Here is a 15,428-nt window from a genome sequence, read left to right as displayed (position 1 = left end):
TCAGGCGCGATCATAACCTGCCGCGGCGAAGAAGTTCAGGCACTCTTGGGCGGTGAAGGCGGCTGTGGTGAGGGCGATAGCATTGTCCAAAGCCTGGATTGATCTGGCGGCGGCCTTTCGCAGGGCGGCTTTGAGCTTTGCGAAGGCCATTTCGATCGGATTGAGGTCGGGCGAATAAGGCGGGAGATAGAGGAGCTGAGCGCCCGCCGCGTCGATTGCGATGGCGATCTCGGTCCGCTTGTGTGCTGCGAGATTGTCCATCACCACGATGTCGCCGGGCTTGAGTGTCGGTACCAGGACTTGCGTCACGTAAGCCTCGAACGCCGGACCATCCATGGGGCCGTCGAGGACCATCGGCGCGGTCATACCGGTCGCTCTAAGCGCGCCGACGAATGTCGTCGTCTTCCAATGACCATGCGGAAGCGCTGCGACACAGCGCTGGCCGTACGGCGAACGGCCGTAGCGCCGCGCCATTTTGGTCGAAGCCCCCGTCTCGTCGATGAACACCAACCGATGGATGCCGATCTCAGGCTGAGACGCCTTCCACGCTGCGCGTTCAGCGGCCACGTCCGGCCGATCCTGCTCGCTGGCGTGCGATGTTTTTTTTGAACGTGATGTTGCGACGATCGAAGAATCGCCAGATCACGCTCGGCACGAAACGCTCGCCGTGGACTTTGAAGAGATGGTCAGCGATCTCGGCCAGCGTCATGTCAGGCGTAACCTTGACCAGGGAGAGGATCTCCGCAGCGTGACCCTCGATCCGAGCTGAACGCCGGTCTCCGCCCTGCGTTCCCGCCTCACAGGCGCCGGTCCTTCGCCACTCGCCAACCAGTTCGATCGCTGTCGAGGGCGCCACGCCGAACCGAACAGCGGCGCCCCGACGGCTCATGCCTTCATCTTCCACAGCCCGAATAATACGAATGCGAAGGTCCGGCGACAGCGGTTTAGCCATGGGGGCTGGCCTCCATCACCAGCCCTCAGGGTGAATCACAATTTGCCTCGCAAGGGAATCCCCTACCGATTCCGACAGGTTGGAAAATGCTCTAGCGCGTCGGCGCCGGCAATCGGCCGAATACGTCGTCGAGCGCGATGCCGATCGCGAGCAGGCGACGATCGTTGCCGGCGGGGCCGTCGAGTTCGAGTCCGATCGGCAATTTGCTGGTGGCGCCGAGCGCGATCGGGATCTGGATTCCGGGGATGCCCGCGTTGCTGCCGGGGTCGGTGTTCTGGATGAACAGAGCGAAATTCTCGAGCGTGCTGGACTCGGGATCGGAGGGGATCGCAACGCGGGGGGTGGTCGGGAAGGCGATGGCGTCGAGCCGGTTGTCAGCAAAGATCTTACTGTAGAGCGCCTGTAGCGCCGGTCGCGCGGTCTTGACCGCTGCGTCGTAGATCGGCTTGGCATCGAGCAGCGTATCGTCCGGACCCGGCAGTTTGCGCGGGATCACCAGGCCATCATAGGTACCCTTCACGTCGGGGCTGGCAATCTCCATCGCCAGCGCTTCGATGGTGAGGCCTGTGCCGGTGTGGGCGAGATATCCGACCATGTCGTCGTAGGCTTCATACAGCGCGACGGGAAAGCCGACCTGGCCGTTGAGCTCGGCGAGCTGCGGCATCTCGACCTCAACGACCGTGACGCCCTGTGCCTTCATTCGCTCGATGGCGGCCTGGAAAGCGGTTTCGGTGTCGACATCGAGATTGGTCAACATCGTCTTCACGATGCCGATCCGCACCTGCTTCAGGTCGGCCGATGCGACCGCCGCGCCACCCGTGATCACGCGATCGAGCAGCGCGACGTCGGCCATGGTCGCGGCCATCGGCCCCGCGGTGTCGCGGGTATGCGAGATCGGGGCGATGCCTTGTTGCGGATAGCGGCCGACGGTCGGGCGCAGCGAGGCACATCCGTTCAGTGCGGCCGGCACGCGCACCGATCCGCCGGTGTCGGTGCCGAGCCCGCCTGCGACGATCCGCGCGCCGATCGCAGCGCCGGTCCCGGACGAGGAGCCGCCGGCGATCAGGGTGCGGTCATAGGCATTGCGCACGCCGAACTCGGCGCCGGTCCTGAACGCGGTGTTGTAGCCGGAGATGCCGAAGGCCAGCTCGTGCATGCTGGACTTGCCGATGATGATCGCGCCCGCCGCGCGCAGCTTTGCCACGACCGGCGCATCGGCCTTTGGAACGTAGTCTCTGAGGGCGGGCGTGCCGGCGCTACAAGGCAGTCCCGCGACCTCGATGTTGTCCTTGATCACGATGGGCACGCCGCCGAGCGGCTTGTCCTTGTTGCCCGTCGCGTCGAATGCCGCGGCGGCCTTCAGGGCGCCGGCCTCGTCCAGGGTGATGAAGGCATTGAGATCGGCGTTGGCCTTGGCGCGGGCAAGAGCCTCCGCCGTGAGGGCTGCACTCGTGACGGTCCCGGCGCGGACGCCGGCTGCGGCCTGGCCCAGGGTCAATTGGTCGAAATCCATGATGCGTCACTCTCCTGGCGGGCAGCCATCAGGGCGCCCTCCCGAGCATAGAGGCTGAAGCCTCGCCGGCTCCGCGTCAACCGGCGGCGCGCATCTTTGCCGGCGACGACGTGTGGAGTTCGCCAAGCAATCGCTCGACCTCGGTCTTCGTCTTCCCGATCGCGGCGTCCTTGACCGGGCCATAGCCGCGGACTTCCATCGGCGCCTTGGCAATCGCGACGAGATCCGGAAGACGCGCCGTGCCGAGCTCGCCGAGCATCCGATCGATCAGAGCTTCATACCATGTGATCAGTTCGCGCTCGGTCCGCCGCTCTCGGGCGTAGCCGAACGGATCGAACGGCGTTCCGCGCAATCCCTTCAGCCGCGCGAGCATGGCAAGCGGCATCTGGATCCATTGGCCGAAGGCGCGCTTGCGCGGCCGCCCGCGAGCGTCGCGCTGCGACGGCAGGAATGGCGGTGCGAGGTGGTACTGGACGCTGAAGCCGTCCTCGAACTCTCGTTTCAGCTCATTGAGGAATCCGCTCTGCATGTGCAGCCGTGCCACCTCGTATTCGTCCTTGTAGGCCATCAGCTTGAACAGGGCGCGCGCGACCGCCTCGGTCAGAGCCTCGCTGCTCAGGACAGCTTCGACATTGCGGACTTTTGCGACTGTCTTTCGGTAGCGTGCGGCATAGGCGGCATCTTGATAGGCGGTCAGGAAGTCGGCGCGACAGTCGATGAGCTGGTCGAGCGTTTCGGCTTTGGGCGCATCGTCCGCCTTCAAGAGGTCGGGATCGGCGGCCGCGATCCGGCCCCAGGCAAAGGCCTGCTTGTTGCGCTCGACTGCGACGCCGTTGAGCTCGATCGCGCGCAGCAGCGCGGCAAGCGAGATCGGGACCAGCCCGCGCTGCCAGGCAAAGCCGAGCATGATGATATTGGCGTAGACGGCATCGCCGAGCAGCCGCTCGGCGAGCGCGTTGGCATCGATGGTGCCGAGATTGCCCTCGCCGATGACTTGGCCGATCGCGCGCAGGCGGGCGGGGGAGGCGAGATCGGCGTCGCGGAAGCGGACGACGTCGCCGGTCGGCATCTCCGCGGTGTTGACGGCAGCGCGCGTGCCGCGGCGGTAGGTACCGGACGCCTTTGGCGAGGAGCTGACGACGAGATCGCAGCCGATCAGCGCATCGGCCGCGCCTTGGTCGATGCGGACCTGATGCAGCGTCTCGGGGCTCGAGGCAAGGCGGATGTAGCTCAGCACAGGCCCAAACTTCTGCGCAAAGCCGGTGAAGTCGAGCACCGAGACGCCGCGATGTTCCAGATGCGCGGCCATGCCGATCAGCGCGCCAACGGTGATCACGCCGGTGCCGCCGACGCCGGTCACCAGCAGGTCGTAGGGACGGTCGAGCGTTGCCGGCTCGGGCAGGGGAAGTGTCGCGGCCCGCCCAGCGGCGTCGATCTGGTTTGCACCCTTCGTCCGGCGCGTGGCGCCCTCGACGGTGACGAAGCTCGGGCAGAAGCCGTTGAGGCAGGAAAAATCCTTGTTGCAGGCTGAGAGATTGATCTGACGCTTGCGGCCGAACGGCGTCTGCTTCGGTTCGACGCTGAGGCAGTTGGACTCGACCGAGCAGTCGCCGCAGCCTTCGCAGACGAGATCGTTGATATAAGCAAAGCGCTTTGGGTCGGCCATCTGCCCACACTTGCGCCGGCGTCGCTTCTCAGTGGCGCAGGTCTGCTGATAGATCAGGACCGAGACCCCGGGAATATTGCGCAGCTCGCGCTGCACGGCATCCATCTCCTCGCGGGGATGAAGGGTGACGCCGGCCGGCAGGTCGGCAGGTGAGAACTGTGCGGGATCGTCCGACACCAGCGCGATGCGCGTCACGCCTTCGGCCCGGACGCTGTGGGCGATGGCCTGCACGCTGATGGGACCGTCGACCGGCTGACCGCCTGTCATCGCGACGGCATCGTTGAAAAGGATCTTGTAGGTGATATTGGCCTTGGCCGCGATCGCCTGCCGGATCGCCATCGAGCCGGAATGGTAGTAGGTGCCTTCGCCGAGATTCTGGAAGACGTGCTTGCGCCCGGTGAATTTCGACGACGCCGCCCAGTTCACGCCCTCGCCGCCCATCTGGATCAGCGACGATGTCTCGCGGTCCATCCAGCTTGCCATGAAGTGGCAGCCGATGCCGGCCAGCGCCTTGGAGCCTTCAGGCACCTTCGTCGATGTGTTGTGCGGGCAGCCTGAGCAGAAATAGGGCGTGCGCGTTGCGCCTGATACGTTGATGGTGCGTGCGGCCTCCGGCATCAGCGCGGCCGCGCGTGCGGCGAGATTGAGGCCCGGAAACATCGGATCAAGCCGGCGCGCCAGCACGCCGGCCAGCGCGCGGGGCGACAGCTCGCCGATCCAGGACATCAGCCTTGCGCCGGTTTCGTCGTGCTTGCCGACCATGCGTTCGGGTTTGCTGCCGGGATAATCGTAAAAATACTCCTTGAACTGGCTCTCGATGATGCCGCGCTTCTCCTCGACCACGAGGATCTCGCGTTTGCCCCTCACGAAATCCATGGCGTCATGCAGCGCCAGCGGCCAGACCATGCCGACCTTGTAGATATCGATGCCGATGCTGCGGCAGGCGGCGTCGTCAAGACCCATCAGCCGCAACGCCTCCATCAGATCGAGATGGGCCTTGCCGGTGGTGACGATGCCGTAGGTCGCATCCGGAACGTCGTAGATGCGACGGTCGATTGGATTGGCCTTTGCGAAGGCGTAGACCGCGTGCTTCTTCGCCTCCAGCCGCTCCTCGATTTGTGGGCCCGGCAAATCCGGCCAGCGGTAGTGCAGACCTCCCGGCGGCGGCGTGAAGTCCGGTGTGCGGAAGACGCGCGGCGGACGCAGCGCGACGGAGGCGCCGGACTCGACGATCTCCGAGATCGCCTTGAAGCCGACCCACATGCCGGAGAAGCGGCTCAGCGCATAGCCATATTCGCCGAACGCGAGATACTCGCTGACGCTCGCGGGATGCAGCGTCGGCATGAACCAGCTCATGAAGGCCACGTCGGACTGATGCGGCATCGAGGAGGAGACGCAGCCGTGGTCGTCGCCTGCGACCACCAGCACGCCGCCATGCGGGGAGGAGCCGTAGGCATTGCCGTGCTTCAGCGCGTCGCCGGAACGATCGACGCCGGGACCTTTGCCGTACCAGAGCCCGAACACGCCATCGACCTCGCGATCTCCTTGCGTTTCGACCTGCTGCGAGCCGAGCACGGCGGTCGCGGCGAGGTCCTCATTCACTGCGGGGAGGAATTCGACCCGGTCCCGCGTCAGCCGCTCCTGGATGCGCCAGAGCTCGAGGTCGATGCCGCCGAGCGGCGAACCGCGATAACCCGAGATGAAACCGGCGGTGTTGAGGCCATGGGCCCGGTCGCGCCTGACCTGATCGAGCGCGATGCGGACGATGGCCTGCGTTCCCGTGAGGAAGACGCGGCCCTCCTCGCGATCGTAGCGGTCGGAGAGTTCGTACGTGTCGAGTGACGGAACGGCGTCCAAGGCGGACCTCCCGCGGCATCCTGCCGAATGACGCAAGGGTATGCCCGGGCCGCTGGTAGGTCTTACCTATTCAACCGATGTCGAACACGATATCGGTAGAATTTTGCATATCGTGGTCGATTTTGGTAGATTCTTATCAAACCCGGAGATTCCATGATTGAAGACCAGGACGTGCGGATTCTCGCTCATCTCCAGAAGGATGGCCGTGCCACCAACCAGCAACTGGCGGACGAGGTCGGCATGTCCACTTCGGCCTGCTGGCGCAGGGTGCGCGCGCTGGAGGAAGCCGGCGTCATCCAGGGCTATGCGGCGCTCATCGCGCGCGAGCAGGCGGGCTTTGCGATGTCGGCCATCCTTCACGTCTCGCTGGAGCGGCACGACGCCAAATTCGTCGACGAATTCGTCGCGCAGGTGACCAAGCGGCGCGAGGTGCTGGAGTGCTTTGCGACCACGGGCGATGCCGATTATCATGTGCGCGTCGTCGTGCAGGACATGGCGGCCTACAATCGATTTTTGGACGAGTTCATGTTCCGCATCCCCGGCATCCGCTACGTCCGCAGCAACGTGGTATTGAAGGAGATCAAGTCGAGCGTGGCGCTACCGTTTTGAGATGAGAGAGATGCCGTAGGGTGGGCAAAGGCGCACAGCGCCGTGCCCACCATCTTTCAATTGCAAACGCGGTGGGCACGCTTCGCTTTGCTCACCCTACGGCACCGTTGCTACCGCCCCTCCCGCACAAACCTGTTCCGCAACGTCCCGACCCCCGTGATGTCGATCTCCACGACGTCACCATGCTTGATGTCGGGCGAGGCACCGTCCGTGCCCATCCAGATCACGTCGCCGGGCCACAGCGTAAAATACTTCGTCAGCTCCACCAGGAACGGCACCACGCCGAAGATCATGTCCGCGGTCGCGAAGCGGTTGGTCTCCTGGCCGTTGACCCGGACGATCGTTTCCATTTTTTCGAGATCGGCTTCGGTCTCGATCCACGGCCCCATCGGCTTGAACGTGTCGGCGTTCTTCGAGCGCCACAGGCTGCGATCGGCCTTTTGCCAGCTGCGCTCACTGACGTCGTTGCCGATGGTGTAGCCGAACACGCAATCCATCGCGTTCTCTTCGGTGAGGTGCTTCACCTTCTTGCCGATGACGACGACGAGCTCTCCCTCATAGTGGATCTTCTCCGTCGCAAAGGACGGGATCACCACGTCCTCGTCATGCGCGATCAGCGCGTTCTGGGCGCGATAGCCGATCTCGGGCCTATCGGGCACGGCCGGCACTTCGCCGCGCTTGTCAGCGGCCTCCTTCAGGTGCTTCAGATAGTTCAGGCCGACACAGTAGAAGGTGCGCGGGATCAGCGGCAGCTCGATCCTGACGTCGCCAAGCGGATGCGTGCGCGAGCTGCGTTGCCATTCGCCGAAAGGATCTCCGTCGACCGCGATGACCTTGTCGCCCTCGATAATCCCCCACGAGGACTTGCCTGTCTCCGTGAACTTCAACCAGCGCATGTTATGTACCCGCCATCATTCCGCGGCATCGCGCGGCCGCACTTTCCAGGCGCCGGCCGCCGGTCGCTCGAGGCCAAGGTTTTCCCGCAATGTCTTGCCGCGATAGTCCTTCTGGAACAGTCCGCGGCGCTGCAGCTCCGGCACGATATGCTGGACGAAATCGGCGTAGGAGCCGGGCACGTAGGTCGCGGCGATGACAAAGCCGTCGCAGCCGCGCTCGACGAACATCTCCTCGAGCTTGTCCGCGATCTCCCTGGGGCCGCCGACCATGGCGTCCTGCACCTGGCCGCGGCCGGAGAAGGTGACGAAGTCGCGCGCGCTCGGATTGCTCTTGCCCGAATTCTTCAGCACGCCGTCGCGGATGCCCAGGATGCCCTGCATGCTCTTCAGCTCGTCCGTCGTCAGCGGCTCGTCGAGATCCTTGGAGGCGAAGTCGTAATTGAGAGCTTCGGCAAGCAGCGACAGCGCGTCGATCTGCAGCGGCAGCTTGTTGATCAGCGCCATCTTGTCCTCGGCTTCGGCCTTGGTCGCGGCACAGACCGGCGTCGTCAAATTGCAGAGGAACATCTCATCGGGATCGCGACCGGCCTTGGCGGCCTCGCTGCGCACGGATGCGTAGCCGTCCTTGGCGGCCTGAAGGTTGCGCGCGGCGGTGAAGATCACCTCGCCCCATCGCCCGGCAAAGCGCTGGCCTCGGCCCGATGCCCCGGCCTGGATGATCACGGGATGGCCTTGCTGCGAACGCGGCACGGTGAACGGCCCGCGCGACTTGAACGCGGCGCCCTTGTGATCGAGCCGCTTCACCTTGGCGGGATCGGCAAAGCGGCCGCTCTGCTTGTCCATGATGAGGGCGCCGTCCTCCCAGGTGTCCCAATGACCGAGCACGACCTCCATGAACTCGTCGGCCTTGTCGTAGCGGGAATCATGCTCGGGATGGGAGTCGCGCCCCATGTTGAGCGCTTCACCGTCATTGAGCGAGGTGACGACGTTCCAGCCCGCGCGTCCCCCCGACATCAGATCGAGCGTCGCGAAGCGGCGAGCGACGTCGAACGGTTCGTAATAAGTGGTCGAGCAGGTTGCGCCAAGCCCGAGCTTGTCGGTGACCATGCCCATCGTGGTCAGCACGATCAGCGGATCCATCTTCACGCAGCGGATGCCGTATTCGACGGTATGGGCGTGGTCGTTGCCGTAGCGATCCGGCATCGCCAGGCGATCGTCGAAGAAGGCCATGTGGAACTTGCCGGCTTCGAGAATTCTGGCGATCTCCTGATAATAGTCCGCCGACATCGAATCGTCGCGCGAGTCCGGATGCCGCCAGGAGCTCGGCAGATTGGTGCAGTTCTGCGCCTGGAGGAAGCCGACCAGGACCATCTGTCTCGTCATGCTGCTGTTCTCCTGATGCCGTCAGGTCAGATCGAGGACGGTGTCGAGCCTGTACTCGCGCGCCAGGGAGCGCAGCTTCTCCCAGGTGGCATCCTCGATCTCGATGCCGTCGCGCAGGCGCTGCTGCTCGCGCAGGCCTTCGATCTCGCCGGGATAGAACACGCCCTTGCTGCCTTCGGACGGCGGCGTCGATTTCAGATAACGCGCGAACTCCGCGACCTCGCGCTTGAACTCCTGCAGCGGCCGGAAGGCGGCGACGTTGAACACGGCCATGAAGCATCCGTCGTTGTGACGGCCCGTCGGTTCGACGCCGAAGCCGAGACCGGTGAGCAGGCCGCAGAGCACCTCGACCATGGCGGCAAGACCGCTGCCCTTGTAGCCCTCGGTGCCGCCGAGCGGCAGCAGCGCGCCGCCCTTGCGGTATTGCGTCGGGTCAGTGGTGTGCCGTCCGTTGGCATCGATGATCCAGCCCGCCGGAATCTCCTCGCCGCGCGCGACCGCGAGCTGGATCTTGCCGGCCGCCACCGCCGAAGTCGCCATATCCAGATAGAACGGCGCGTCGAGATCGGACGGCACCGCGATCGAGATCGGGTTGGTGCCGAGCCGTGCCTCCTTGCCGCCGAACGGCGCCACGTGCTTCGGCGAGCGCCCGGAATCCGCCGTGGCAATCCCGATCATGCCTGCGCGCATCGCCATCAAGGGGTAGGCGGCGAGGCGGCCGACGTGGCTTTGCCGGAACACGGTGCAGGCCGCGACATTCGCCGTCCTGGCCTTCTCGATCGTCAGCGCCATCGCCTTGGCGTTGACGTGGAAACCAAAGCCCCAATGGCCGTCGATCACGGTCGTGGTCGGCGATTCCTGGACGACGGTCCATTTGGCGCCGGGAACGATGTGGCCGGCCTTGATGCGGTCGATATAGGTGGGAACGGCGATCACGCCGTGGGAATCGTGGCCGGCCAGATTGGCGTTGACGCAGCCGACCGCGACGGCGTCGGCTTCTTCCTCGGAAGCTCCGGCGGCGCGGAGCAGCGCGGCGCCGACGCGCGTGAGGCGATCGGCCGTGACGATCGGCATGGCGTTCCCCGGGGTCCTTGCCCTTGGCGGGCACTGATTGTTGGAGGCCATCGTCTCAAAGCGCTGCTGCGATATCAATCTCTCGTAAACCAATACAGGGCTGCAAATTCGTAAAGAGGTCGCGCCTCTCGCTGAGGATCCGTCCCGTGCGGCGGTATTTTCGATGATTTTGCCCGGGTCGTTCGCAGCTCGTTCACTTTGATCGATTGTTTGCAGCGCGCAATAACGACCACTTAGGCGATGGCCCTCATAAAGTCACCCGGGACAAATAGGCAGAAATGCCCGGGAGTTGAGATCGTGTCGACGACACTCGCGCGCACCTTTGCGGCGTTGAGCGCCATTAACGAAGCGATCCTCTACGCGAAATCGCCGGACGAGCTGTACCAGAAGGTCTGCGACGCCGGGTTTTCGAGTGGGGATTTCTTGGCCGTTACCGTGTTCCTGGCGGGACAGGATGGCGGACGGCTTCGTTTTGCGGCCGGCTGCGGCGACGACATTCCGCGACTGCGCTCCATCCTGATCACGACGGAAGCCGGCACGCCTGAAGGCTCGGGCGTCGGGGGCGAGGCGTTTCGCGATCAGAAGCTGTGCATCAGCAACGATTATCTGAACGATCCGCGCTCGCTGGCGTGGCGCGAGGGGGCGGCTGCGGCTGGCATAGGCGCGGCCGCTGCGCTGCCACTGCTCTGCGACGGCAGATGTGTCGGCGTGCTGTTGGTGACCCGCAGCGACCCGAATTCGCTCAGCGACCAGATGGTGTCGCTGTTCGAGCGCATGTCGGCCAACATTTCCTATGCGCTGGACAATTTCGCGCGTGAGACCGCGCGGCAGACCAGCGAGCGAACGGCGCGGCGGCTCAACCGCATGTACGGCGCGATCAGCGCTACCAACGAGGCCATCCTGCGTGCCAAGACCGAGCAGGAGCTGTATCAGCTCGTGTGCGATGCCTCCGTCCACGGAGGGAAATCGCTGGCGACCTTCATCTTGCTGAAGGAGCAGGATTCCGATTGGCTGAAACCTGTCGCCGGCACGGGCAAGAATCTGGAGCTGGTCGCTCAGGCCCGGTACTCCGTCGATCCGGATAATCCCCATGGCCGCGGCATCTCAGGTGAGGTGTTTCGCTCGCAAAAGCCATGCCTGGAGGACGATCTGCCCCGCCGCACCAAGGGCACGCCCTGGGAGCAAGCCAACGTCAGCACTGGCGTCGTCGCCTGTGTCGCTGCTCCCCTGATCAAGCATGGGCAAAGCATCGGCGTCATGCTGTCCTTCGTCAGCAGCTCGTGGGCCAGGGACGAAGAAGGCGTCGCCCTGATGTTCCGGATCACCGAAAACGTATGCTTTGCCCTCGACAATTTCGGTCGAGAGTCCGAGAAGGTCCAAATCGCGGCCGAGGAGGAGCGGCTGGCGCGCATGTATGCCGCACTCAGCGCGACCAACGAGGCGATCCTGCGGGCGCGGTCGCGCGCCGAACTGTTCGATCTCGTCTGCGAGGCGACGGCAAAGGGCGCCAAGTTCACGTCGGCCAACATCGCCATGGTCGACCGTGACGCCAAGCTGCTGCGTGTCGTCGCCTGTTACGGGCCGAACGCGGACCAGATTCGCAACTTCAAGTTCTCGATCTCCGAGGATGTGCCGGAGGGGCGCGAACTGACGGGTACTGCGTTCCGCACGCGCCGGCCGGCCGTCAGCAACGACGTGCTCGCCGATGAACGTATCGCGCCTTGGCACGCCAGCGCGCGCCGCAACGGGATCGCATCCTCCGCGGCCTTGCCGCTGTTCAACGGCGATCAGGTCGAGGGCGTGTTCCTGTTCAACTCTCCGGAGCGCGGCACGTTCACACCCGAATTCGTCGAGTTGCTGCGCAAGCTGCAGGCCAATGTCGCCTTCGCACTGGAGGGCTTCGACCGTGCCGAGGAGAAGGCACGGGCAGACAAGCTGCGCAACCGCCTGAGCGGAATGTTCGAAGCGCTGAGCGCAACCAACGAAGCGATCATGCGCGCCAAGACGCGCGAAGACCTGTTCGAGGCGGCGTGCCAGGCGGCCGTCCTCGGTGACGTGTTCGCGTCGGCCACGATCGGTATCATCGACAAGGAACAAGAGCTGGTTCGCGTCGTCGCGGTGAAGGGGCGGCTGCAGCAGCAAATGGTCGGACGGACCTGCAGCATTTCCGTCGACCATCCCGAAGGCCACGGGATCATCGGCACTTCGCTCCGGGCCCGCCGGCCCAGCGTCATGAACGACTATCTGAACGAGCCGCGATCGGCCCACTGGCGGACGAAGGCGATCGAGGATGGAACGCGGGCCGCCGCTTGCTTCCCGCTTCTGAAAGCAGGCCAGGAATCGATCGGCATTCTGCTTTTCCTCGCACCCGAGGCGAACACGTTCACGCCCGATCTGGTCGAGCTGCTCGGGCGCCTTGCCGAAAACGTCTCCTTCGCCCTCGACAATTTCGATCGTGCCGAGGAAAAGGCCCGTACCGAGGCGCAGAAAGAGCGCCTGACGCGCATGTTCGCGGCCCTGAGCGCGACCAACGAGGCGATCATGCGGGCGAAGTCGCGAGCCGAGTTGTTCGACCTGGTCTGCCTTGCCGCATCGAACGGCGCCAAGTTCACGTCGACCACGATCGCGCTGGCCAGGGCCGACAGCGACCAGTTGGAGATCGTGGCGAGCGCGGGCCCGTCCGCCGACACCACACGGAACGTTCGCCTCTCCGTCGATCCGGAGCGGCCCGAAGGGCGCGGGATGAGCGGTACGGCGTTCCGCACGCGACAACCCTGCATCAGCAACGACTATCTCAACGACGATCGCGTCCGCGCCTTCCATGCGGTCGTCCGCGGCGACGGGGCGCGCTCGGGCGCAGCATTTCCGCTCATCGCGCACGACCAGCCCGTCGGCGTCATGATCTACATGTCGACCGAGCCCGGCACCTTCACGACCGAGTTCGTCGAGCTGTTGCAGCGTCTGGCCGACAACGTGTCCTTTGCGATGGAGAATTTCGATCGCGCCGATGCCAAGAACGAGGCGGACGAGCGGATCGAGTACCTCGCCTCGCACGACAGCCTGACCGACCTTCCCAACCGCGAGACCTTCAACGGACTCCTGCGGGAGGCGATCGATACGGCGGAGCGTCACGATCATCGTTTTGCCGTGCTGTTCATCGATCTCGACCGCTTCAAGGTCATCAACGATTCACTGGGGCACGAGGCCGGCGACCTGCTCCTGCTCGAAGTCGCCAACCGCTTGCGTGGCGCGTTGCGGGCAAGCGACGTGGTGGCGCGGCTCGGCGGTGACGAGTTCGTCGTGATCCTCGACCGGTGCGGCGAGATCGGCGACGTCCAGCGCATCGCGACCGAGCTGCTCGCGGCACTCGCCGAGCCCATGGAACTGGCCGGACACGAGTGCCACACCACGGCCTCGATCGGTATCGCGATGTATCCGGCCAACGGCTCCGACGCGCAGACCTTGACCAAGAACGCCGACATGGCGATGTACCTGGCCAAGGAGGACGGCAAGAACGGCTACCGCTTCTTCTCCAAGGAAGTGACGACGCAGTCGATCGAGCGGCTGTCGCTGGAGAGCGCGCTGCGCCGCGCGCTGGAGCGCGAGCAGTTCTCGCTGAACTACCAGCCCAAGGTCGACATGGCGACCGGCCAGATCACCGGCGTGGAAGCCCTGCTGCGCTGGGCGCATCCCGATCTCGGCAACATCTCGCCGGCTCAGTTCATCCCGCTCGCGGAGGAGACCGGCCTGATCGTGCCGATCGGCCGCTGGGTGCTGAGGGAAGCCTGCGCGCAGGCCATGGCGTGGCAACGCCGCGGCCTGTTGCCGTTGTCGATGGCGGTCAATTTGTCGCCGCGGCAGTTCGCCGACGAGCATCTGTTGCAGGACGTCGACGAGGCACTGGCGGCCAGCGGCATGTCGCCGGTGCTGCTCCAGCTCGAAGTCACCGAGAGCATGATGATGCGCAACGTCGGCCGGGCGCTCAAGGTGCTCGATGCCATCCAGAGCCGCGGCATCCGCCTCGCCATCGACGATTTCGGCACCGGCTATTCGTCGATGTCGCTGATGAAGCACTTCCCGATCGACACCATCAAGATCGACCGCTCCTTCGTGCGAGACCTGCCGCAGGACTCCGAGGACCAGGCGATCGCACAGGCCATCATCAGCATGGGCAAGGCGCTCGGCATGACCGTCGTCGCCGAAGGCGTCGAGAACGCCGAGCAGGAGGCATTCCTGCGTACCCATGGCTGCGACGAGATGCAGGGCTTCCTGATCTCGAAGCCGCTGCCGGCCAGGCAGATGGCCGAACTGCTGCGGCCGATGGTTCTGCCGATTGCCCCGCCGCTCCAGCCGGAGCCGGACGTTGCCGCCACGGAAGCTGCGGCGTCACGGCTGAAGCGCGCTGTCGTCTGACGGCCGCGGGTGTAGTCCGATGCCGCCGGAGCAAGACGCGGGCGCCTTGATCGGCTAGAGCAGATTCTGATCAGGCGCGATCATAACCTGCCGCGGCGAAGAAGTTCAGGCACTCTTGGGCGGTGAAGGCGGCTGTGGTGAGGGCGATAGCATTGTCCAAAGCCTGGATTGATCTGGCGGCGGCCTTTCGCAGGGCGGCTTTGAGCTTTGCGAAGGCCATTTCGATCGGATTGAGGTCGGGCGAATAAGGCGGGAGATAGAGGAGCTGAGCGCCCGCCGCGTCGATTGCGATGGCGATCTCGGTCCGCTTGTGTGCTGCGAGATTGTCCATCACCACGATGTCACCGGGCTTGAGTGTCGGTACCAGGACTTGCGTCACGTAAGCCTCGAACGCCGGACCATCCATGGGGCCGTCGAGGACCATCGGCGCGGTCATACCGGTCGCTCTAAGCGCGCCGACGAATGTCGTCGTCTTCCAATGACCATGCGGAAGCGCTGCGACACAGCGCTGGCCGTACGGCGAACGGCCGTAGCGCCGCGCCATTTTGGTCGAAGCCCCCGTCTCGTCGATGAACACCAACCGATGGATGCCGATCTCAGGCTGAGACGCCTTCCACGCTGCGCGTTCAGCGGCCACGTCCGGCCGATCCTGCTCGCTGGCGTGCGATGTTTTTTTTGAACGTGATGTTGCGACGATCGAAGAATCGCCAGATCACGCTCGGCACGAAACGCTCGCCGTGGACTTTGAAGAGATGGTCAGCGATCTCGGCCAGCGTCATGTCAGGCGTAACCTTGACCAGGGAGAGGATCTCCGCAGCGTGACCCTCGATCCGAGCTGAACGCCGGTCTCCGCCCTGCGTTCCCGCCTCACAGGCGCCGGTCCTTCGCCACTCGCCAACCAGTTCGATCACTGTCGAGGGCGCCACGCCGAACCGAACAGCGGCGCCCCGACGGCTCATGCCTTCATCTTCCACAGCCCGAATAATACGAATGCGAAGGTCCGGCGACAGCGGTTTAGCCATGGGGGCTGGCCTCCATCACCAGCCCTCAGGGTGAATCACAATT

The 15,428-nt window shown here is 64.7% G+C and carries 9 protein-coding genes; 2 read left to right on the top strand and 7 right to left on the bottom strand.

Annotation, left to right across the window (positions count from 1 at the left end; genetic code table 11):
• The 3 genes from IVB24_RS37005 to IVB24_RS36995 form a co-directional block, all read right to left on the bottom strand.
• A protein-coding gene (locus IVB24_RS37005; RefSeq protein WP_247771507.1) for an IS630 family transposase occupies positions 1-952 on the bottom strand; the annotation gives its coding sequence in 2 pieces (ribosomal slippage) (positions 1-613 and positions 612-952; 954 coding nt in all).
• A 91-nt stretch (positions 953-1,043) separates the two neighbouring features.
• On the bottom strand, positions 1,044-2,465 hold the full coding sequence (iaaH, locus tag IVB24_RS37000) for an indoleacetamide hydrolase (RefSeq protein ID WP_247771506.1): 1,422 nt from the start codon (positions 2,463-2,465) through the stop codon (positions 1,044-1,046).
• Between the two features lie 76 nt (positions 2,466-2,541).
• Positions 2,542-5,988, bottom strand: coding sequence for an indolepyruvate ferredoxin oxidoreductase family protein (locus tag IVB24_RS36995; protein ID WP_247771505.1), 3,447 nt, complete (start codon positions 5,986-5,988; stop codon positions 2,542-2,544).
• A gap of 153 nt (positions 5,989-6,141) precedes the next feature.
• On the opposite strand from IVB24_RS36995, the gene IVB24_RS36990 reads away from it, so the two are divergent.
• Positions 6,142-6,597 carry an Lrp/AsnC family transcriptional regulator gene (locus IVB24_RS36990; RefSeq protein ID WP_247771504.1) on the top strand — a complete coding sequence of 152 codons (456 nt, stop codon included), beginning with the start codon at positions 6,142-6,144 and terminating at the stop codon, positions 6,595-6,597.
• A gap of 110 nt (positions 6,598-6,707) precedes the next feature.
• Here the strand turns inward: IVB24_RS36990 and IVB24_RS36985 are convergent, their stop codons facing one another.
• From IVB24_RS36985 to IVB24_RS36975, 3 genes are read right to left on the bottom strand one after another with little or no spacing between them, the layout of a single operon-like run.
• Complete coding sequence (locus IVB24_RS36985; protein WP_247771503.1) at positions 6,708-7,493, bottom strand: fumarylacetoacetate hydrolase family protein; 786 nt, start codon at positions 7,491-7,493, stop codon at positions 6,708-6,710.
• A gap of 15 nt (positions 7,494-7,508) precedes the next feature.
• The gene (locus IVB24_RS36980; RefSeq protein WP_247771502.1) at positions 7,509-8,876 is read right to left on the bottom strand and encodes an LLM class flavin-dependent oxidoreductase; all 1,368 of its coding nucleotides are present in this window, start codon (positions 8,874-8,876) and stop codon (positions 7,509-7,511) included.
• A 21-nt stretch (positions 8,877-8,897) separates the two neighbouring features.
• On the bottom strand, positions 8,898-9,950 hold the full coding sequence (locus tag IVB24_RS36975; protein WP_247771501.1) for an Ldh family oxidoreductase: 1,053 nt from the start codon (positions 9,948-9,950) through the stop codon (positions 8,898-8,900).
• Positions 9,951-10,247: 297 nt separating this feature from the next.
• Here IVB24_RS36975 and IVB24_RS36970 point away from each other — a divergent pair, with 297 nt between their 5' ends.
• Positions 10,248-14,363 (top strand): EAL domain-containing protein, encoded by a 4,116-nt coding sequence (locus tag IVB24_RS36970; RefSeq protein ID WP_247771500.1) that lies wholly within the window; start codon positions 10,248-10,250, stop codon positions 14,361-14,363.
• Between the two features lie 70 nt (positions 14,364-14,433).
• Here the strand turns inward: IVB24_RS36970 and IVB24_RS36965 are convergent.
• Positions 14,434-15,385, bottom strand: a protein-coding gene (locus IVB24_RS36965; RefSeq protein WP_247769420.1) for an IS630 family transposase whose coding sequence is annotated in 2 segments (ribosomal slippage) — positions 14,434-15,046 and positions 15,045-15,385 — 954 coding nt in all. Because the reading frame shifts where the segments join, the coding sequence is not laid out codon by codon here.
• Positions 15,386-15,428 lie beyond the last annotated feature (43 nt).

Origin of the sequence: Bradyrhizobium sp. 192, from assembly GCF_023100965.1 — a bacterium.
Taxonomy (GTDB): domain Bacteria; phylum Pseudomonadota; class Alphaproteobacteria; order Rhizobiales; family Xanthobacteraceae; genus Bradyrhizobium; species Bradyrhizobium symbiodeficiens.
The sequence above is the reverse complement of the archived record's forward strand: the minus strand, read 5'-3'. Positions and strand labels throughout refer to the sequence as shown.